The 19553-nt window shown below is 66.7% G+C and carries 17 protein-coding genes; 7 read left to right on the top strand and 10 right to left on the bottom strand.

The window, feature by feature from the left end; all coding sequences use genetic code 11:
• Positions 1 to 41: 41 nt before the first annotated feature.
• Positions 42 to 1499: an aldehyde dehydrogenase family protein gene (locus NJ1_RS09240; RefSeq protein WP_067690364.1), complete on the top strand. Its 1458-nt coding sequence runs from the start codon at positions 42 to 44 to the stop codon at positions 1497 to 1499.
• 51 nt (positions 1500 to 1550) lie between these two features.
• On the opposite strand, the gene NJ1_RS09235 is transcribed toward NJ1_RS09240, so the two are convergent.
• Both NJ1_RS09235 and NJ1_RS09230 read right to left on the bottom strand, forming a co-directional pair.
• Positions 1551 to 2162: a cysteine hydrolase family protein gene (locus NJ1_RS09235; protein ID WP_067690360.1), complete on the bottom strand. Its 612-nt coding sequence runs from the start codon at positions 2160 to 2162 to the stop codon at positions 1551 to 1553.
• A gap of 10 nt (positions 2163 to 2172) precedes the next feature.
• The gene (locus tag NJ1_RS09230) at positions 2173 to 2970 is read right to left on the bottom strand and encodes an AraC family transcriptional regulator (RefSeq protein WP_067690357.1); all 798 of its coding nucleotides are present in this window, start codon (positions 2968 to 2970) and stop codon (positions 2173 to 2175) included.
• Positions 2971 to 3292: 322 nt separating this feature from the next.
• Between NJ1_RS09230 and NJ1_RS09225 the strand changes: the two genes are divergently transcribed.
• A complete protein-coding gene (locus tag NJ1_RS09225; RefSeq protein ID WP_067690354.1) occupies positions 3293 to 4390 on the top strand; it encodes a fatty acid desaturase family protein in 1098 nt (365 codons plus the stop codon).
• A gap of 13 nt (positions 4391 to 4403) precedes the next feature.
• On the opposite strand, the gene NJ1_RS09220 is transcribed toward NJ1_RS09225, so the two are convergent.
• Positions 4404 to 6455: an AMP-binding protein gene (locus tag NJ1_RS09220; RefSeq protein WP_067690351.1), complete on the bottom strand. Its 2052-nt coding sequence runs from the start codon at positions 6453 to 6455 to the stop codon at positions 4404 to 4406.
• Between the two features lie 235 nt (positions 6456 to 6690).
• Between NJ1_RS09220 and NJ1_RS09215 the strand changes: the two genes are divergently transcribed.
• Positions 6691 to 7746, top strand: coding sequence for an alpha/beta hydrolase (locus NJ1_RS09215; protein WP_245717297.1), 1056 nt, complete (start codon positions 6691 to 6693; stop codon positions 7744 to 7746).
• 73 nt (positions 7747 to 7819) lie between these two features.
• Here NJ1_RS09215 and NJ1_RS09210 read toward each other — a convergent pair whose 3' ends face one another.
• Complete coding sequence (locus tag NJ1_RS09210) at positions 7820 to 9376, bottom strand: glycosyltransferase family 39 protein (RefSeq protein WP_067690344.1); 1557 nt, start codon at positions 9374 to 9376, stop codon at positions 7820 to 7822.
• Positions 9373 to 9510, bottom strand: a complete 138-nt coding sequence (locus NJ1_RS39690) for a hypothetical protein (RefSeq protein WP_169813113.1) — start codon at positions 9508 to 9510, stop codon at positions 9373 to 9375. The genes NJ1_RS09210 and NJ1_RS39690 overlap by 4 nt, the downstream gene beginning before the upstream one ends.
• A gap of 563 nt (positions 9511 to 10073) precedes the next feature.
• Between NJ1_RS39690 and NJ1_RS09205 the strand changes: the two genes are divergently transcribed.
• Positions 10074 to 11246 carry a PucR family transcriptional regulator gene (locus tag NJ1_RS09205; protein ID WP_245717296.1) on the top strand — a complete coding sequence of 391 codons (1173 nt, stop codon included), beginning with the start codon at positions 10074 to 10076 and terminating at the stop codon, positions 11244 to 11246.
• Between the two features lie 58 nt (positions 11247 to 11304).
• Here the strand turns inward: NJ1_RS09205 and NJ1_RS09200 are convergent, their stop codons facing one another.
• Positions 11305 to 11811, bottom strand: coding sequence for a YdcF family protein (locus NJ1_RS09200; protein ID WP_067690338.1), 507 nt, complete (start codon positions 11809 to 11811; stop codon positions 11305 to 11307).
• 390 nt (positions 11812 to 12201) lie between these two features.
• Between NJ1_RS09200 and NJ1_RS09195 the strand changes: the two genes are divergently transcribed.
• A complete protein-coding gene (locus NJ1_RS09195) occupies positions 12202 to 13410 on the top strand; it encodes an esterase/lipase family protein (RefSeq protein ID WP_067690335.1) in 1209 nt (402 codons plus the stop codon).
• A gap of 171 nt (positions 13411 to 13581) precedes the next feature.
• Here the strand turns inward: NJ1_RS09195 and NJ1_RS09190 are convergent, their stop codons facing one another.
• Positions 13582 to 14259 carry a TetR/AcrR family transcriptional regulator gene (locus NJ1_RS09190; RefSeq protein ID WP_067690332.1) on the bottom strand — a complete coding sequence of 226 codons (678 nt, stop codon included), beginning with the start codon at positions 14257 to 14259 and terminating at the stop codon, positions 13582 to 13584.
• Positions 14260 to 14403: 144 nt separating this feature from the next.
• Between NJ1_RS09190 and NJ1_RS09185 the strand changes: the two genes are divergently transcribed.
• A complete protein-coding gene (locus NJ1_RS09185; protein ID WP_067690878.1) occupies positions 14404 to 15798 on the top strand; it encodes an ABC1 kinase family protein in 1395 nt (464 codons plus the stop codon).
• Positions 15799 to 15963: 165 nt separating this feature from the next.
• Here the strand turns inward: NJ1_RS09185 and NJ1_RS09180 are convergent, their stop codons facing one another.
• Positions 15964 to 16296 carry a hypothetical protein gene (locus NJ1_RS09180; RefSeq protein WP_067690329.1) on the bottom strand — a complete coding sequence of 111 codons (333 nt, stop codon included), beginning with the start codon at positions 16294 to 16296 and terminating at the stop codon, positions 15964 to 15966.
• A 178-nt stretch (positions 16297 to 16474) separates the two neighbouring features.
• Between NJ1_RS09180 and NJ1_RS09175 the strand changes: the two genes are divergently transcribed.
• Positions 16475 to 17713, top strand: a complete 1239-nt coding sequence (locus NJ1_RS09175; protein ID WP_067690326.1) for a helix-turn-helix domain-containing protein — start codon at positions 16475 to 16477, stop codon at positions 17711 to 17713.
• A gap of 52 nt (positions 17714 to 17765) precedes the next feature.
• Here NJ1_RS09175 and NJ1_RS09170 read toward each other — a convergent pair whose 3' ends face one another.
• Together NJ1_RS09170 and NJ1_RS09165 are read right to left on the bottom strand one after the other, a co-directional pair.
• A complete protein-coding gene (locus NJ1_RS09170) occupies positions 17766 to 18332 on the bottom strand; it encodes a flavoprotein (protein WP_067690323.1) in 567 nt (188 codons plus the stop codon).
• Between the two features lie 140 nt (positions 18333 to 18472).
• Complete coding sequence (locus NJ1_RS09165; RefSeq protein WP_067690320.1) at positions 18473 to 19510, bottom strand: alpha/beta fold hydrolase; 1038 nt, start codon at positions 19508 to 19510, stop codon at positions 18473 to 18475.
• Positions 19511 to 19553: the final 43 nt, after the last annotated feature.

The following is a 19553-nucleotide window of genomic DNA, read 5'->3' as shown; positions in this document are numbered from 1 at the left end:
CGCGCACACCGGTCGCCTCGGCAACGAGGAAGGAATTCACGATGACGGTGCAGTCGATACTGGACGAACTACGCGAGCGCCCCGGTACTGGTGATGTCGTCCCGATCATCGATCCGGTGACCGAAGAACAGATCGGCGAGTTCACCGACTGCGGTCGAGACGCGGTGGACGAGGCTGTGGCTCGTGCGAAGGCCGCCTTCCGATCCGGGGTATGGAACGGCCTGCCCGGGCGCGAGCGCGCGAAGATCATGTGGCGCATCGCCGACCTGATGGACCAGCACCTCGACGAGCTGGCGGAACTCGACTCGCTCAACACCGGTATGCCGCTGGCACAGGCCAAGATGATCGTGCCCACCTGCGCGGAATTCTTCCGCTATTACGCGGGCTGGTGCACCAAGCTCAACGGCACCGCGCACGAGGTGCAGATGCAGGGCGGGGTCTCGGGTGCTTTCGCGGAGATGCACGCCTACACGCTCAAAGAGCCCTATGGCGTTGTCGGCCTTATCTTTCCGTGGAACGGACCGATCTTCAACGCGTGCGCCAAGATCGCGCCCGCCCTCGCGGCCGGATGCAGCAGCATCGTCAAACCCGCTGAGGAGACGCCGCTTTCGGCATTGCTGCTGGACCGGCTCATTCGCGAAGCGGGTGTCCCCGAAGGTGTGGTGAACCTGGTGACCGGATACGGCCACACCGCCGGCGCCGCGCTGACCGCCCATCCCGATGTCGAGAAGATCGCCTTCACCGGATCGACCGAGGTCGGCAAGATGATCGTGCAGGCCTCGGCGGGCAACCTCAAGAAGGTCATGCTCGAACTCGGCGGCAAGTCGCCGGTCCTGATCTACGACGACGCCGATCTGAACATGGCCATCATGATGGCGTCGATGGGCATCTTCGTGCACTCGGGCCAAGGCTGTGTCTGCGGTTCGCGCATCTTCGTTCAGCGCGGCGTCTATGAGCGGGTCGTCGAGGGTATCGCGAACGTCGCGAACAATCTGAAGCTGGGCGGGCCGAAGGAGGAGGGCGCCATGATCGGCCCGCTGATCAGCCAGAAGCAGCTCACTCGCGTCATGGGATACATCGACGAGGGCAAGAAGGACGGCGTCGAGGTGGTCACCGGTGGTCACCGGCTCGACCGCGTCGGCTATTTCGTCCACCCCACCGTGCTGGCCGGGGTCGATCCGGCCACCAGCAGGCTCTATCGAGAAGAGATCTTCGGTCCCGTGGTCACCGTCCTGCCGTTCGATGACGACGACGAAGCCGTGGCGATGGCCAACGATACGACCTACGGACTCGCCGCGACGGCCTGGACCACCGATCTGAGCCGCGCCCACAACCTCGCACGACGCCTCGAGGCCGGAACCGTCTCGCTGAACTGCCAATTGGTCTTCGATCACGGCGTACCCTTCGGCGGCTACAAGCAGTCCGGCTGGGGCCACGAATTCGGCAAGGAAGGTATCGAGGGCTACCTGAAGACGAAGTCGGTGTGGGTCCAACTCTGAATGTCGGTTCCCGATGCCTCGAACCTGCCCGGGGTGCGCTGTGTCGCGGCGTCATTCGGGCGTCATGGCGGCGGCGACCTCCTCGGTGCTCAGGCAGGAGATTCCCATGCCCGGCATCTCGTGGTCCGCGTCCCGGGTCCATCCGGAGATCGCGTCACGCGCCGCGACGACGCGCAGGTCGTGTGCGGTCGCCTCGACCAATGTGGCGCGCGGGCAGTTGGGATAGTTGCAGCCGGTGACGACCACGGTGCTGACCGCGCGTTCGGTGAGGTGATCGGACAGCGCGGTGTCGAAGAACGCACTCCAGCGCGGTTTGTAGAGGATGTGTTCCGCGGGGCCGATCTGTTGTGCGCGCCCGGTGAGGAGCAGTGCCGGATCCAGCGTGCCGGAGGTCGAAAGCTCCTCGGCCAGTTGGGATCCCGGTGAGTAGGCCGTCGCCTTGTCGCGCACGGTGCGTCGGCATCGCTCGGCGTTGCTGCCATCGGGCAGGTACAGCCGCACCACGTGCACGATCGGTCGACCCGCGGCGCGGAACGCATCGACCAGGCGCCGCGCCGCGGGCAGCACCTCACGGGTACCGGCGACATCGGCCACGAAGTCCCGTTGCAGATCGATGGTGAGCAGGGCGCTGCGAGCGAATTCGGGGCTGGTGTGTTCATCCACGTCGTAGACGCTAGAGACGTCGGTCGTCCCGGTCTTGTACGTTCTTGCGCGCGAACTGCCCCGGAGTCCCCGCGAACATGCGGCGGAAGTGGCGATGCAGATGTGCCTGGTCGTAGAAGCCGCTTTCGGCGGCGGCATGGGCGATGGAGTGCCCGGCGTTCAACAGTTGCTGGACGTATCGCAGTCGTAGCTGCAGCAGATATCCGTGCGGGGTGACGCCGGTGTCGCGGCGAAATGCCCGCAGCAGCTGGAATCGTGGCAGCCCCGCGACGATCGCCAGTTCGTCCAGGGTCGGGGTGCGTCGCAGGTCCTGCGCCAGGTGGCGCTGCACCTTCCGCACGAGCAGCGGTGGTGGTGCGGGGATGGCGCGACGGGTGTGGCGGATGAGGAGTTCGGTCAACACCAGTTCGAATTGTCCTTGTGTGGCAAGGGTTTCGAGTTCGAGACTGCGATGGAGCCGGATCAGCCGAGCGGCCAGCCCCGGATCATGCGGGGTCGGCACCGGGAACGAGGGACGGTAACCCGCGAGTTCCCGCAGTACCTCCGGCGGGATGTAGAACACCCGATAGTCCCACCCCTGGGCGGCTCCCGGCCGGCCCGCGTGCATGGTCTCGGCATCGAGCAGCAGCAGACTTCCGACCGGTGCGTGCTCGGTGGCGCCGCGATACCGCACCGCCTCCACCCCGCGCTCGACCACCGCGACGGCATATTCGCTGTGTGCGTGGGGCACGAAGGTGTGCGTCCGGAACGACGCGGTCACCAGCCGAATGTCGTTCGCCCCATGGCGATGTTCGACGATGTCCCGCATCGCTGCCACCTGCTCCCATCCGGTACCGCGCCCACGGCGGTGATCGTTCTCCGCACGGCGAGCCGTCGGCCGGGACCGGGCATTCCCACACGATACGCGGGAGACGGTCGACGAGTGACGGTGAGAGGGCTGCCTTATCACCCCGGAGTCCTATTCCCTGCCATACCAGGGGATTACACGGGGTGAGAATTCCGCGGATAGCTTCGGTGAATCGAACTGTCACGACGTCTCGGACGTACCGTGCGACGGCCGCTGGTTCCGATGCCCGATCGGCATCGACGACCCACGGGTGACATCACCGACTCGGCTCTCAGGAAGATCTATGACGACATCGGCTTTGGGCTCCCCGTCATCTCCACGGTCATCGCGGCGCGGCGGCGACGGCGGTGATTACGCGCGACTGTTGCGCCGGATCTCCGAGGCGGGACTGCTGGATCGGCGTCCCGTCTACTACGCGGTCCGGCTCAGCCTGGTCGGTGGTGCGTTCGCCGCGGGGTGGGCGGCGTTCGTCCTGGTCGGCGACTCCTGGTGGACGCTGCTGGTCGCCGCCTTCATGGCCGTGACGTTCGCACAGGTCGCGCTCGTCATGCACGATGTCGCGCACCGCCAGGTCTTCCGGTTGCGCAGGCCGACCGAGATCGTGGGCCGAGTGGTCGGCTCGGCCGGTATCGGGCTGGGGTACGGGTGGTGGCAGGACAAGCACACTCGCCATCACGCCAATCCGAACCACGAGGAACTCGATCCCGATGTGGCGCCGGACATTCTGGTCTGGTCGCAGCGGCAGGCGCGGGCCAGTCGCGGTCTGCCCCGGCTCATCGGGAGGGCGCAGGCGTTCCTGTTCTTCCCCCTGCTGCTGCTCGAGGGCGTGAACCTGCACATCGCCGGGGTGCGTGCGCTGAGCAATCGCGCGATCAAACACCGTGCGCTGGAGGGCGCACTGCTCGTCGGCCACTTCGCCGCCTATCTGGGCGCGGTGTTCGCGGTCCTGCCGGCCGACAAGGCGTTCGCGTTCCTCGCGGTCCACCAGGCGTTGTTCGGGCTGTACATGGGCTGCATCTTCGCCCCGAACCACAAGGGCATGCCGACCCTCACCGGCGACGACCGCCCCGACTTCCTGCGCCGGCAGGTGCTGACCTCACGCAACGTACGAGGTGGCGCGGTGATCGACCTGGCCCTCGGCGGACTCAACTATCAGATCGAACACCATCTGTTCCCGAGTATGCCGACCCCGAATCTGCGTCGCGCACAACCGATCGTCCGCGACTACTGCGCCGACATCGGCGTGCCGTACCACGAGACCGGACTGATCCGCTCGTATGGCGAAGCGCTGCGGCACATGCACCGCGTCGGTGCGCCCCTGCGCACCGGCGACCGCCACTCGCCCGCGGAACACGAGGATGTCGTGCATTCGACGCGGTGACTCGCGGATCGAGTCAGTGGGCCGGGGAGGCGGGGGTGAGCAGTCGTTTGAGGACCTTTCCGGTCTCGCCGCGCGGCAGGGTGGGGAGGAAGAATATGTCGCGGGGAACACTGAAGCGGCTCAGGCGATGGCGGATGTAGGTGCGGATCATGTGGGGGTCCAGATCCGAGCCCTCACGCTGAACGATGTAGGCGGCCAAGCGTTGTCCGAAATCGGGATCGGGGACGCCCACCACGGCGACCTCGCTGATCTGGGGGAGGTGGGAGAGTGCCTCCTCCACCGGACGGGGAAAGACGTTCTCGCCGCCGGAGATGATCATCTCGTCGTCCCGCCCCGCGATGAACAGACGGCCGGTGACATCGAGGTAGCCGAGGTCGCCGGTATCGAGCAGCCCGTGGGATTCATCGGGCGGCGGGCAGTTGACGTAACCGTCGAAGAGCATGTGGTTGCCTACGTAGATCCGACCGACCGCGCCGATGGCGACAGGGCGACGGGCCTTGTCCAGCACGGCGATTCGGGTCCCCAGCGGCGGGCGACCGGCGGTGGTGGGGGAGATGCGCAGGTCCTCGGGGGTGGCGATGGTCGCCCACGAGACCTCGGTGGAGCCATAGGTGTTGTACAGGACGTCACCGAAGGCGTCCATGAAACGCAGGACGGTGATACCTGCCAGTGGCGCACCACAACTGGCCACGATGCGCAGGCTCGAGGTGTCGTATCGGTTGCGCACCTCCAAGGGGAGATCGAGGATGCGCTGCACCATGGTGGGCACGACGATCAGGGTGCTCGCGCGATGCTCGGCGATCTGGCGCAGGCAGTCTTCGGCGTCGAATCGGCTCGACAGCACGACGGTCGCTCGCAGCGCCGTGCTCAGCTGCAGCGCCGCCAGTCCCCAGGTGTGGAACAGCGGGGCGGGGATGAGCATGGTTTCGTTCATGCGCAACGGGATTCTGGAGAGCAGGGCCGCGACGGTGGCGAAACCGCGCGGGTGCGGGCGGCGCGCGCCCTTCGGGGTGCCGCTGGTGCCGGAGGTGAGCACGATCAGACGTCCGCGACGGGAGGAAGCCCGGAAACTGTTGTGCTCCTGGGCGATCAGCGAGCCTGTCGTCATCTCCCCATCCGACGAATCGGTCCGATAGCGGTCGATGTCGGTGTGCAGGTGCTGCACCAGTGGCTCGAGCTCCTCATCGACGAACAGCGAGGTGAGCCGATGCCGCTGCACGATGTCCTCGATGACGCGACCGGACAGTCCGGCATTGAGCAGGAAGACATCGACGCCGAGTTTGCCCGCGGCGACCATGGTTTCGATCATCTCGGCGTGATTGCGCGCCAGCAGCCCTACCGCGTCGCCGGGACCGAGCCCGCGCGCGGCCATGGCGCCCGCCAGCGCGCGGCTGCGCTCGTGCATCTCCCGGAAGGTCCGGGAGCCGCGATCGTCCACCACGGCCACGCGGTCGGGAGCGTAGGCCGATGCCGCGGCGTAGCCGCCCGCCAGGTTGAATCCCCATTTCGCCAGGCCGCCGATCTGTTTCATGGCGCGCAACGGTCGAAGTGGTCGCACCACACCGGTCGAGACGATCTGCCCGGCCACGTGGGCGCGCTGTCGCAGTGGGCGATTCTCACCGTTGACCACGGTCGAGGTGCTCGCACCGGAGATCAGTTCGACCATCCGGCCGAGTCCGGCCTCGACCCAGGCGATCACGTCGGCGTTGGACAGCGTGGCGACGGCGGGATGAATGCGCCCGGCGGAGAGGAACGTGATGGTGAGGCGAGTCAGCTCGTCGAGCCTGCGCACCCGCACGCTCACCAGAGCTCCGGTTTCGGCGCAGCGCAATTGCAGTCCGCCGTGCCGATCGGCGCCGAACGACGCCCGGCGCGTGTGCACTCCCAGCTCGGGCGTGCCGATGCGGATCAGCCAGGTCGTGCCCTCGAGGAGGGTCTCCTGCTGTTCGCACGCCCCGACGCCGGGGAAGATCCTCGGAAAGAGTTGCGGATCGATGAGCAGACTCCGGATGACCTCCGGTGCGACCGGCAGATCGACTGTCGTCTCGAAGATTTCGGTGACCAATTTTTCCCGGCCGTTCTACGAAAAGTACCCAGTTTCGGGTCGGGACGGCCCTGTACCCGGGCAGGGAGGCGTCGTCGAACTCCGAAGATCGACGGTAGCAGCGCTTTCGGGCCGGTAGCGGGGATGCCGGGGAGTTTGTGGTGATTACCAGCGGGGGCATCGGAATTCTGAAGAGATGCACGAAAACTCGCGATCGGGACGCCGGGCGGCAATGCCGGGGCCTACGTTGCTCGCCATGATTCGCGCGTCGGTGCTGTTGCTCATCGCTCTGCTGCTCGGCACGAGCGGATCGGCGAGGGCCGACCCACCGGCCGGAACGACCACCCCCATCGCGGCACGAGCCATGGCCGCCGCCACGCCCGCATCCGACGGCGCGCATCTGGTGGCCGCCTCACCGGGGCCCGGACGCGTTCTCGACCTGACCGTTCACTCACCCGCCATGGCTCGCACCGTTCCGGTGGAAGTGCTTCCCGCGCAAGACAGTTCCCGCCCCGCGCCGACCCTCTACCTGCTCAACGGAGTGGACGGCGGCACCGACACGGGCCTGTGGAGCGATGGCAGCAATTGGCTGACCAAGACCGACGTCGAGCGATTCTTCGCGGACAAGCAGGTCACCGTCGTGATACCGATCGGCGGCGCGGGCAGCTTCTACGCGGACTGGCAGGCCGACGATCCGGTTCTGGGCAGGCAGCGCTGGACCACCTTCCTCACCCAGGAACTGCCGCCGATCATCGACTCCGCGTTCGGCGGCACCGGAGCCAACGCGCTGGCGGGACTGTCGATGGCCAGCTCGGCGGTGTTCCGCGTGGCGCTGAGCGCACCCGGCCTGTACCGCGCGATCGGTTCGTACAGCGGTTGCGTGCGCACCAGCGACACCGCGGGCCGGCTCATGGTGAACGCCATCGTGGCCTCGCGGCGGGGCAATCCGTCGAATCTGTGGGGCCCGCCCGAGAGTCCGGCCTGGGCCGCCAACGATCCCTTCCTGCGCGCGGACGAATTGCGTGGCACCGCGATCTACGTGTCCACCGGCACCGGTGAGCCGGGCCCGCTCGACACCCTGACCGGGCCCGGGGTGAACGGCAGCCCGGTGAAGCTGGTGGATCAGCTCGTCGTGGGCGGCATCCTGGACGCGATCACCGGCGCGTGCACGCGGCAACTGCGAGATCGTCTGCAGCAGTTGGATATTCCCGCGGTCTTCGATCTGCGTCCCACGGGCACCCACTCCTGGGGCTACTGGCAGCAGGATCTGCACAACTCCTGGCCGACCTTCGCCGCGGCTCTGGGTGAATGAGCCGCAGCTCCGGGTGAGTGAACCGCGGCTCCGGGCGAGTGAACCGCCGCCGTCGGCCCGTTCGTCGATGCCGTCAGCGGCTCGTACCGGAGACCATGCGCAAGGTCCGCATCGTGGGCCACGCCGCGGACCACGGTTCGAGCGGGTCTCGGCAGATCCACACGCTCACACCGCGATCCACGCCGGGGAAGCCGAGCGGCCGATCGATGCGTGCGAGCAGGGTGGTGTCCGCGAAGTCCGCGCCGAGTCCGGAACGGGGTTCGTCGATGCCGACGTACAGGACGGTGGTGGCGGAGTCCGGCGGCGCCGGGAAGTATCCGTAGCCGCGATTGGGGCTGTACACCGGCGGCAGGTCGTCGGATCCGATCACGTCGAGTCCCGCTGCCTGCCAGTAGTTCTGGGTGATGAGGACCAGGCCCGCGTATTGCTCAGGCGGTATCCCGCGATACGCGTCCTCGACGCCGTCCGCCAGCTCCTGCCAGCCCGAGGGGCCGAACAGTCTGGTACGCCAATCGATCTGCGCATACGCGTCGGTGGGCGTCAGTCGCCGCTGAGGCAGCGGAAGCGCGACCACGGCCACGACGGTGATCGCGACCGCCGACGCGATGAGAGCATGCCCGATCCCGCGCAACCCGCGCCCGAGTCCTCGCTGGGCCAGGTAGGTGGTGCCGGCGGCGAAGAGCCCCGGTAGCGCGCCGACCACGAAGTAGGGTCGCAGCCCGGCCAGGACGATCGCGAGCAGTCCGGCCAGAACGATCGGCACCAGAAAGCGATAGGGCCGCAGCCCTTCCCATCGCAGCCCGGCCCACATGCCGACCAGCAGCAGCGCCCCCAGCGGCCCGGTGACCAGAATGATCTGCCACGGCATGCCGATGATCCCGTCGCTGGTGGCGAGTTGTTCCTGGCGCACCACCGAACCCATGGTCAGTTGCGGCCAGCCGTGTGCGCGCTGCCACCACAGGGTCGGCACGGCCGAGGCCACCAGCAGCCCGGTGCCCAGCCACCATGCCGGTCGGCGCAGCATCTCGCGCGGCCCGAACAGCGCCACGCCCGCGGCCAGACCCATCCATGTCACCGGCATCAGCCATTTCACCTGTAGATCGAGGGCCGCGACAGCCCCGGCGAGGACCAGCAGCCGGTCCCGTCGCACCCGAACCCAGCGGATGAACAGCCAGCTCACCATCGCGGTGAGGGTCGCGTCGAGCGCATAGGTGGTGAGCAAGGCCGACTGCAGCACCGCCGCGGGGGTGGCCGCGTACGCCAGCGCGGCCAGTACCTGCGCATCGCTCCCGCCGCCGAACTCCCGGGCCAGGACCGCGCTCAATACGACGGCCGCGACGGTCGCGAGCACCGCCGGAAGTCGCAGCAGGACTGTGGAACCCGGATCAAGCAGGTCCGCCGCGGCGGCCAGCAGCGGCACCAGTGGGCCCTGATCGGCGTAGCCGAACGCGGGGCGACGGCCGGCCGCGATGAAATACAGCTCATCCCCGTTGAAGTCGTACCGCCCGAGCCGCACGGCCAGCAGCGTTCCCGACAGCAATGCCACGCAAGAGACGGCCAGACGAGCGAAAGCCGGTGCGCCGGTGAAGGTTCCGGACCGTGGTGGTCGGGCGGCGCGCTCGAGGGTCATCGTCGTGCCCGTGCTCGCGCGGTGGCGAGCGCGGGCGTGCCCGTGAGGGTCATGGTGATGGCTACGGCGGCGTACAGGGTCACGAATGCGGCGGCACAACGGCAGCCGATAGCGATGACAACGATATCCGGCATGTCTTTCCTCCCGAGGCGTAAGGCACCCGAGAACGCCGTTCATCCCGTGTGGACGGCGGCGGAATTGCCCGGTGATGCGCGATGGGAATGCCGCTGCGCGGTGCCGACTGCGGCCGATAGTAGTTACGCGACAATGGAATTCGATGAGCCGATCGCGGATGTCCGGGCAGTGCACAGGCTTCGGCGATTTCGTTTGTGACGCGCCACGCATCGCGCCGGGCGGCAACTTCCGGCACGCCGTCGTCCCACGGCGGGTGATCACGACCCGTGCCGCTCGGTGCCGACGTCGGGAGGTGCCCGGGTCTCCGGGGAAAGCTGAGCGTTGTTACCGAAAGTGGGCCGTCGAACCGATCAGGACAATCGCCCAACTGTGCCTCGGGTGCAGGTCAGGGCAATAATTGCCGATCATGCGGGATTCGAGTCTAAGGGGAGTAGAAGGTGAGCATCCGATCACTTTAGAGTTCGATCGCCACCGTTGATCTGCAGTAGATCACAACGGAAGGGAGCAGGCGATGACCACCGAAGGAGCACTTCGAACGGGCCTTACGGTATCGGGAAAACCGATGTCGAACCCGCTACAGGATGTGCGGACAGTATCCGAGCAGCTGGTGGGTCATTTCATCGACAATGTCGTTCCGTGTGGAACTCTGCCCGGAGAATTTCTTTCCGGAGATGTCACATCCGTCACCCGGGCCTGCCTGGAATTGGCGGTCGGCCTGCTCGACGGCAAGGATATTCCGGTCAAGATCGGCCGGCTCGCGGAAACCGCTGCCGGGTGGGCGCGGGAGGGCGTTCCTATCGACACGATCCTGCATTCGATCCACGAAGGCTTCAAATACGGATTGGACCTGGTCTCCGCGAACTCTTCGGCTCAGGACCACGTCAATATGATGGACGGCGTGAAACGGGTGGTGGAATTGCTGGACGCCATCAGCGTCACGGTCGCCCACGCCTATGTGCGCGAGCACAAGGCGGTGGTGGCCGAACACCACAATGCGGTGCACACGCTCACCTCCGCGCTGCTGGGTGGCTATTCCACCTCCACCATGGCCCGCGAATGCGGAATCGAGGTGGCCGTCGAGTATTCCGTTCTGGCCCTGGATATTCCGCGCCATGCCGATGAACTCCATCCCAAGCTCGACGGCGAGGTCGTCGCCCGGCGCAAACTCCGTCGCGTGCAGGCCGAATTGGCGACTCGCTGCGGCGGCGGTGCGCTGGCACTGCTGAGCGTGGACGGCGGCACCGTCCTGATTCCCACCACCGCGTGCTCGGAGGCCGACCTGGACGAGCTGCTCGACCAGCTCTCCGCGGCCGCTCACGTCCCGGTCACCGCCACGGTGGTCACCAGCACCCCCGATGACATCCCCGCGGCGGCGGACCGGGCCCACGAACTCCTCGACATGGTCCAGCGTCTGCAATGCGAGGCGCGCCTCTACCGTTTCGCCGATATGGCGCTGGAATACCAGCTCACCCGTCCCGGCCTCGGCCGGGAAACCCTCGGCGCGCTACTGGATCCGCTGGACGATCATCCCGAACTCCTGCAGACCCTGCGCTGCCACATCGGCAACAACCTCAACCGCCAGCGCACCGCGCATCTGATGCACATCCACACCAATACGGTCGACTACCGGATCAAGCGGGTTCGCCAACTCACCGGCTTCGACCCCGCCGCCAATTCCGGTCTCTGGCAACTGCGTTCGGCGCTGATCGCCCGGACCTTCACCGAACGCGGGTAGGCACACCTCTCTCGGTCGAGGGAGGTGCGCATCGCCATTGTTCGGATGCGCTGCGGGGCTAGGGTTTCGGGCTCAGGACTCGCAGCAGGTCGAACAGTTCGTCGGGGGTGTAGGTGCCGATGACCGATATTCCAGCCGCGACGAATGTGGCCAGCGCTCTGGGGAGATGGTCGGCCGAGGTGATCAGGACGGCGTCGTGACTGCCGATCTCGTCCATGACCTCGGCGGAGTATTCGGCGTTCTCGACGGTGGTTCGGGCCGCGGCCTCCAGATGGACTCGGTCGGGTGGGAGTCCCCGGGTGATCAGCCAGTCGGCCATGGCCCGAGCCTCGGTGACGCCGGCCTGGGGATTGCCCCCGGTGACGATGACCGGTGAGGCCGTCGACATCAGGGCTGCGGCATATCCCGCGTCGAGGCGCTCGACGAGTTCCGGGCGCATGCCGCCGTCGGGTTCCAGGCCGTAGCCGAGTATGACTATCGCGGTATCCGGACCGTGTGCGGGCGGCAGGTCGGCGTGAGCGGGCCGTGCCGCCGCCGTGACGACGCCCAGGGCGAGGAAGGCCATGGCGGCAGCCCTGCGAAGCGATGTGGAACGTGGGGGGAATGCGAACTCGCGCAACGGAACTCCAGAATGCCCATGCGATGTGCCCGGCGGGACCGCCGGGCACATTTCGATGATCTGTCCACCGAGCGTGAATATTCGAAATCGGTTGCGATATTGGGGAAATCACCAGAACGAATGCCCGTGATTGTGGTCATCGGCCGAATGACGAAAATGAATCGTGCTGTGTCGCTTCATGAATTCCTTCGACCGATTTGGTGAACCGCCCAGATCCCGTGGAACCCACTACTGGCCGCCATGTCCTCCGGCCTACTTTGGGCGAGGTTTCCACGCTGCTCGATCACTGCGCGGCAAGGGAACTCGAAGGAATTTCGTGCTGCAGGAAGGCATAACATGAAACGAAGTACCCGCCCCCGGGCGCTACGGTCGGCGATTCTGTCGGGGGTCTCGCTGCTGGCTGTCGGGTTCGCCGGAACGTCTGCCACCGCGGCCCCGGATCCGGCGCCCGCCGAACAGCAAGCGCCCACCGAACAGCAACTCGCCGACTACATCAGCGCGGGGCTGAAGGCAAAGCCGGTCGCCGATTCCGGATCCGCCTGCACCTCCGGCAGCGGCGCCGGATCGGGCAACGGGTCGGGTGATTGCCTCGGCGGGTCGGGTTCCAGTTCGGGATCGTCGGGTGGATATTCTTCCGACACAACGGTTTACGGTCCATCGATGACGTCCTGGCTGGCGGCCTTCGGCTACGGCCTCGCGCACCCCGACGCCAACCCACCCGGGGCGAACGACTGGAACTGCAAACCGACCGCCGAACATCCGCGTCCGGTGCTGCTGATCCACGGCACCTGGATGAACGCCTACAACGGCTACGCCTACATGGGCCAGCCGATCAAGGACGCGGGCTACTGCACCTTCACCTTCAACTACGGCCGCTCCAACCTGATCGAGGGCGGCGGCCTGGGGTCGGTGCTGCCCGGTGTGATGGGCACCGGCTACATCCAGGATTCGGCGAAACAACTGTCCGCCTTCGTCGATCGGGTCACGGCCGCGACCGGGGCGCCGAAGGTCGATATCGTCGCGCACTCCCAGGGCGGGGCGATGGCGAACTGGTACACCAAGTTCGAGGGCGGCGCGGGCAAGGTGCAGCACCTGATCACGTTCGGGGCCACCCATCACGGCACCTCGCTCGACGGCATCGGCGCGCTGGGGCGCGCGGTCAACAACGCGGGCATCGACGTGCTGGGTTTCGTCGAGATCTTCGTGGGCCACGCGGGAATTCAGCAGACCATCGGGTCGGATTTCGTGAACAAGCTCAACGCCGGCGGTGACACCGTCCCCGGTATCGACTACACCATCGTCGGCACCCGCTACGACGAGATCACCAACCCCTACGAGCTGACCTTCCTGAAGGCGGGCCCGGGCGCGCAGGTCGAGAACATCACGCTGCAGGACGGCTGCGACCAGGATCTGTCCGACCACCTGACGATGATGTACTCACCGCGTGCGCTGTCGATCGCGCTGCGTGCGCTGGACCCGGCGCACAGCGTGCCGTTGCAGTGCACCTTCAATCCTCCGCTCGTCGGCGGCGGCGGCGGGCTGTAACCGTCCACAGTCGTGTACCGCGCGTGTGGTCGCCACGCACCCCGGCCCCGCTCGGTACACATCGCAGGCAGTCACAGTGCCTCGTGCCGCTGGACCCGTGCTCGTCATCGCACGGTGATCCGCAGCCTGCGGGCGCGCCCACCGGGGATCCCTGCCCCGGTGGGCTTCGCGTCATTTCTGCACGGCCGAAGGTGCCGTGCCCGTGGTCAATTGTTCGACCTCGACCATGATCCAGGCGGCGATCATCTCGCCCGTCATCGTGACGATCTCGGTGCGCTCGTCGGCGTCCACCTCGAGGGCGGTGGCGCGCAGCACTCCGGCGAAACCGGTGTTCACGAGCACGAACGCCATCACGTCGTATTTGTGGTCGTTGCCGGGACCGAGGATCTGAATCAGCAGGACTTTGACCAGCATGCGCAGACGCGGCTCGAATTCCGGCAGACCGCTGTTGTAGAACTGCACGCCACCGACCAGCGCACGCACCAGTTTCGCGTTCGTGACCAGCTCTTGGGTGAACACCTCGAGCATTTCTATGACGACCCGAGCCTGCAGCAGGTTCGGTTGCGTCGACTGCTGTTGGGGAAGCGCCGAGAGCCACTGGGTGAAGCGCTGTTCGATGCGGTCGAGCAGGCGCTTGAGCAATTCGTCGACCATGACGGCACGATCGGCGAAGTACCGATAGACGGTGCCGATGCTCACCTCCGCCTCGGCGGCGATGCGATTGGTCGAGGTATCGGCGATTCCGCGTTCGCCGAACAAACGCGCGGCGGTGTCGAGAATGTGCTCTCTGGTCTCCCTCGATCGCTGCTGGATCGGACGCCGGCGCGGGCGAGCGTTCTTCGGCGGCATCACAACCCCCTTTCTTTTCTACGGTGATGATGAGTATTGCTCATTTTCAAAGCCGCGAAGATCGTTTCGAGATCCTGTAAGTTATTGCGCCACAAGCCTGGTGATCGCGCATTCGCGGTGTACGGGCCCATGGAGGTGCGCATGATGGCTGGCCGGGTCCCCACAGGGCGACTGACGCGGGGAACTCGCCTGGGCCGTCTGGCCGCCGGGCAAGCCGTCCGTGGCGTCGGCACCCGTGTCGCGATGATCGGACAACCCGAACAGGCCCGGCGGATTCTCGCCGAGCGGTCCGCCCTGCAGGCCGCCCAGCAGCTGGTGACGGTGCTGGGGGGAATGAAGGGCGGGGCGATGAAGATCGGGCAGATGCTCTCGGTCCTGGATGTCGATCTGGTCCCGGAGTCCCATCGCGAACTGTTCCGGGTCAAACTGGCCGAACTCCGTGACAGTGCTCCGCAGGTGTCGTTCGCCGCCATGCGCGCGGTCATCGAGGACGATCTCGGTCCGCTGTCGCGGATTTTCGCGGACTTCGAGGAGACGCCGGTGGCGGCGGCCTCGATCGGTCAGGTTTACCGGGCCCGGCTGCGCGACGGTCGCTCGGTCGCGGTGAAGGTGAAATATCCCGGGGTGGATCAGGCTGTGCAGGCGGATCTGCGCAATCTCGAATTCTTCAGCAAACTGTGGAAATCGGCGCTTCCCAGCGCGGCCGACGCGGATGTTCTCGGTGAGATCGCCCGCAATATCAGCGCCGAACTCGATTACCCGCGCGAAGCCCGCACGCAGCATCGCGTCGCCGCCCGCTATCGCGATCACCCGTTCATCACCGTGCCGGACAGCATCGACGAACTCTGCGGACAGAACGTACTGGTCACCGAATTCGTCGAGGGGCGTCCTTTCGAACACCTTCGCGGCCTGCCCGAGGCGGACCGAGCCCATTACGGTGAGATCATCTACCGCTTCTACATCACCTCGCTGTTCACCGACTACGAATTCTGCGGAGATCCCCATCCCGGCAATATCCTGCTGGCGCAGGACGGCCGGCTGGCCTTCGTCGATTTCGGGCTCTACCACCGCATGGACCCCGCCCACGTGGATTTCGAACGCACCGCCCTGCGGGCCGCCGCCGAACAGCGCGGCCAGGATGTCTACGAGCAGTGGGTGACGCGCGGCATCATCGATCCGGATGCGGACGTGACCCCGCAGGAGTGCCTGGAATACATCTGGGCCGCCACCGGATGGCACCTGCTCGACGAGGAGATCACCATCACGCCCGAACTCGCCACGGGCGCACTGGTGCTCGCGGTCAGCCCCCGCTCCGCCGAATTCAGAGGCCTGCGAAAACAGCTCCTACCCCCCGAACACATCTTCTCCCGCCGCGCCGACCTGTTCACCTTCACCGCCCTGGGCCAACTGCGCGCCACGAACAACTGGCACCGAATCGCCCGCGAATGGCTCTACGACGAGCCGCCCACCACCGAAATCGGTTGCGCCACAGCGAAATGGGCAGCCGCCCGCGCCGCACTCACCCAACCTCACCGGTGAGACCCGGCTCCCGCGCAGACATCGGTTCCACACTGCCGGGTTCCCCAGCGCTTCGCTCGAGGGGAAAACCATCATCACCGATCGGTTCGATGCCGCGCTCGCTGTGAAGGAAACCCAGCGGTCCGCCCTCGCGGCCGGGGTTGGGGCGCGGTGGTCGTGGGCGCGTCATCGTCGGTCGCGATTCGGGTCGGTGGCGCAGGTTCGTTCGTGTGTGTGCCCGGTGTCCACCGCGATCACCGTTACGGCTCGCATGATCATTTCGGGTACGTCATCGGCGTCGAAATGGCGGATGCTGGGCACCACGATCGCCTGGGCGCGAACCCGTGAGACGACGGTGTGCAAGCGCAGAGTGCGGCGGTCGGTCTCGGGACCGAACACCACTGTCTTGCACAGGTCGTAGCCCAATCGCGCGGCGAGACTTCGGATTGCGATCTCATCCGCGTTCTGGTGGATGCCGGACAGGTCATGCCTCAGATAGCCGATCGCCCGCTTCCTCATGATGGTCCAATCGTCTGTTGTCGATGTGAACGGCTCCATCGCCGTGGAGTCTCGACGGCGAGGACGTCGGCCGCGTCGGCCGACCTCATGAACTGTGACGGCAGTCACCTCGGAAACTGTCCCGCAGCGGGACAGTGGGTACGATCAGGCATCGAGGTCACTGTCAGAGGGAACCCACATGAGCGACAGCGAGGGTGAGGACGGCCGCTACGTCGGCCGGCGGGTACGCGTGATCCGTAAGCGGCGAGGCATCTCCCAACAGGTACTCGCAGACCTGGCCGGAATCTCGCGAGGTGCGGTCGCCAAATACGAAAACGGCGAGCGCCCAGTGGATTCGCGACGCATGCTGCTGGCGCTGGCGGCCGCGCTCGGTGTGAGCTCCGCCGATCTCACCGGCCACGAACAGGAAAAATTCGATATCGCCACGGCTGGATTCCATCGGGTCGTTCCCGAGATCGAAACCGTGCTGTGGTCTCGGGGCAACGTCACCGACGTCCGGACGCCACAGACGCTCGAGGGTCTGGTCGTTCTCATGCACACGGCGACCACACTTCGGGACGACTGCGATTACGCGGCACTCGGTCCGATGCTGGTGCCGATGCTCACCGACGGGTACCGGCATGTGCGTGATGCCGAAGGTACCGACCGGGCCGATCGAGCGTGGGACGTGTTCGGTTCCATCGCATACGGTGTGGCATCGGCCCTGCGAGCTCGCGGCTATCACGCACTGGCGTGGACCGCCGCGCAGGAAGCACAGCGGGCCGCCGTGCAGGTCGGGAAGCCGGCGCTGCTCGCGGCGGCGGCGTTCAGCCAGGGGCAGATCATGCTGGCTCGCCCGGGTGCTTTGCCTGCGGCGCTGGCGACGACGATGGACACCGCGGAGCGGATCGCGCCCGAGATCAGCACAATCGGCGAGATCGAAACCTACGGGATGCTGCATCTGCAGGCATCGATGGTGGCCGCGACCCTCGGCGGCGACTCCGAATCGCATCTGATCGAGGCAGCCGAACAGGCCGATCGGCTTACCTCGGTCGAAGGTGTGCGCTTGAATTCCGTTGCGCGCAACCAGAGTTTCGGCCGGGCGAATGTGACGCTGTGGCGCATGTCGGCGGCGATGGAGCGACACGAACCGGGGCAGGTCCTTGCCCTGGCTCCGCAACTCACCCCACAGGACCTGCCCAATAATGGTCGGCGGGCACAGTATTTCGTCGAAGTGGGTCGTGCACACGCGGCAAAGAAGATGTATCGCGAGTCGATGTACGCGCTACTGCGTGCCGAGCACACCGCTCCGCAGCACGTGCGCAACATGGTCATGGTGCAGGAACTGGTCGGCCATATGATGCGCACCGCCCAACGCGACCTGACCACCGGCGAGCTGGGCCGACTCGCCCAGCGGGTAGGCGTCGTGCCCGCCTGACCTCACATCCGCAGAGACCGGGCGGGACTCGGACACGCGGCGGCGAGCAGTGTCAGGCCGGATCCACTGTGCGCCAGGGATGTTCCGAGACCGCCCGCCACGCGGATTCCCAAGGGAACCGGGCGAGGTGGTTCGCTCCTGTTCCCGGGGCGTGTGGCTTGTTCACCTCGTCGCCGACGAGCATGGTGACGCCCCAGGTGGACAGTTTGTGGATCGCCTCCTGCAGGGCGGGGAAACCGAGTTGGGCTTGGTTGGAGTAGGGGACCGCGATGACGGGGATCTTCTTGCCGACCGCTTCCACCAGTAAGCCCAGGGGGAGGGTGTCGGAAATGCCCGCGGCCCATTTGGCCAGCGAATTGCCGGTGAGCGGGGCGACGATCATGGCGTCCGCGGGTGGCAGGACGTCGGGGGTGCCCGGGTCCTTGTACTCGCTTCGCACCGGATGGCCGGTGTGGGCGGCGAGGGCCTCGACATCGATGAAGCGCGTTCCATACGGCGATGCGATGACGCATACGTCCCAGCCGTCGGCGTGCGCGAGATCCACGAGCGTGCCGACGTCACGAGCGGCCGGGGATCCGGTCACGATGGCGTAGAGCACGGGTGCTCCTTGATCGTTCATGAGTTCATGGTGCCGATAGTTGGACCTGTTCGCTGCCCTCGGGTCGTGGGCACGCCGGGCATCGGGCGGTGCGCGCCCGAATGTGCGTTGGCGCGCAAACGATCTCGCGACTGCCCCTCGCTACTCGGCAGGTCGCCGAATCACTGTGCGCGGTCCGCGCGCATGGCGTCCGCGGCGGCGGCGCGGGACCGGACGCCGAGTTTGGTGCGGGCATTGGCCACATGGCGGTGGACGGTATGCGGGCTCAGGGTGAGGCGCTCACCGATCTGTATGTCGGTCAGGCCCTCCGCGACCAGGCGCAGGATCTCCCGCTCGCGGTCGGTCACCGCGTCGGGACCCGGTGGTACGGGACGGGATCGGATCGGGTGCCCGAGAGCGCGCAGGGTCGCGTCGGCAACGGCGCTCGCGTCACCGCGCCACGGGAAGTGGTCTTCGCCGTGCAGTTCGACGAAGGTCGATCGCCGGACGCGGCGAGCCACGTCGACGCCGAGGGGGAAGGGGACCGCTCGATCGTTCTTGCGATGCAGCACCGTTGTCGGAACGGTCACGGCCGCAAGGTATTCGGTGGCGTCCAGGTCGTAGGTCGCGGCCAGTGACCTCGCGGCTTGCTCGCCGGTCGCGGACAAGCGCTGGAACTGGGCGAATCGTTCGCGTTCGGCATTGGTCGCGCCGGGGACGAAGACATCCGCGAGCACCCGCGATCCGAGCCCCCAGTGCGTGGAGATGGCGTTCACCATGGCGCGGCGCGCACTCTCGGGCGCGATATCCGACCCCCGGGCGAACGCGCCGTAGAGCACGAGCCGATGCACCCGGTCGGGTAGCCGCGCCGCGAGTCCGGCGGCGACCGCGCCTCCCGAGGACGCGCCGAGGACCGCGACCCGCTCCACGCCGAGCCCGTCGAGGATGTCGGCGGTCACCGCGATCTCACCGTCCAGATCCAGCGCGGACCCGGCGGCGCCGGACATACCGCTGCCGGGCTGGTCGTACCGAATGACCGTGAACCGCTCCGCCAACCGCGACAGATACGCCCGGAACAGCGGATCTTCCCAGTTGAGGGTCAGATGGCCGCACCACCACCCGCCGATCAGCAGCGCGGGACCGCTGCCGACCATCGAATACGCGACGTCACCGCCGCCGGTCCTCACATGGCGGACGACCTGATCCTCGACGCGCAACATGGTGCCACCTCTCACGTGCCGTTCGTGACCTTTCCCCATGAGC

The sequence above is a fragment of the Nocardia jejuensis NBRC 103114 genome (assembly GCF_001613145.1).
Taxonomy (GTDB): Bacteria; Actinomycetota; Actinomycetes; order Mycobacteriales; family Mycobacteriaceae; genus Nocardia; species Nocardia jejuensis.
The sequence above is the reverse complement of the archived record's forward strand: the minus strand, read 5'-3'. Positions and strand labels throughout refer to the sequence as shown.

Coding starts and splice junctions, on each gene's coding strand:
- NJ1_RS09240 (WP_067690364.1), top strand. CDS start 42: ATGACGGTGCAGTCGATACTGGACGAACTACGCGAGCGCCCCGGTACT.
- NJ1_RS09230 (WP_067690357.1), bottom strand. CDS start 2,970: ATGCGGGACATCGTCGAACATCGCCATGGGGCGAACGACATTCGGCTG.
- NJ1_RS09225 (WP_067690354.1), top strand. CDS start 3,293: ATGACGACATCGGCTTTGGGCTCCCCGTCATCTCCACGGTCATCGCGG.
- NJ1_RS09215 (WP_245717297.1), top strand. CDS start 6,691: ATGATTCGCGCGTCGGTGCTGTTGCTCATCGCTCTGCTGCTCGGCACG.
- NJ1_RS09210 (WP_067690344.1), bottom strand. CDS start 9,376: ATGACCCTCGAGCGCGCCGCCCGACCACCACGGTCCGGAACCTTCACC.
- NJ1_RS39690 (WP_169813113.1), bottom strand. CDS start 9,510: ATGCCGGATATCGTTGTCATCGCTATCGGCTGCCGTTGTGCCGCCGCA.
- NJ1_RS09205 (WP_245717296.1), top strand. CDS start 10,074: ATGTCGAACCCGCTACAGGATGTGCGGACAGTATCCGAGCAGCTGGTG.
- NJ1_RS09200 (WP_067690338.1), bottom strand. CDS start 11,811: ATGGCCTTCCTCGCCCTGGGCGTCGTCACGGCGGCGGCACGGCCCGCT.
- NJ1_RS09195 (WP_067690335.1), top strand. CDS start 12,202: ATGAAACGAAGTACCCGCCCCCGGGCGCTACGGTCGGCGATTCTGTCG.
- NJ1_RS09190 (WP_067690332.1), bottom strand. CDS start 14,259: ATGCCGCCGAAGAACGCTCGCCCGCGCCGGCGTCCGATCCAGCAGCGA.
- NJ1_RS09185 (WP_067690878.1), top strand. CDS start 14,404: ATGGCTGGCCGGGTCCCCACAGGGCGACTGACGCGGGGAACTCGCCTG.
- NJ1_RS09180 (WP_067690329.1), bottom strand. CDS start 16,296: ATGAGGAAGCGGGCGATCGGCTATCTGAGGCATGACCTGTCCGGCATC.
- NJ1_RS09175 (WP_067690326.1), top strand. CDS start 16,475: ATGAGCGACAGCGAGGGTGAGGACGGCCGCTACGTCGGCCGGCGGGTA.
- NJ1_RS09170 (WP_067690323.1), bottom strand. CDS start 18,332: ATGAACGATCAAGGAGCACCCGTGCTCTACGCCATCGTGACCGGATCC.
- NJ1_RS09165 (WP_067690320.1), bottom strand. CDS start 19,510: ATGTTGCGCGTCGAGGATCAGGTCGTCCGCCATGTGAGGACCGGCGGC.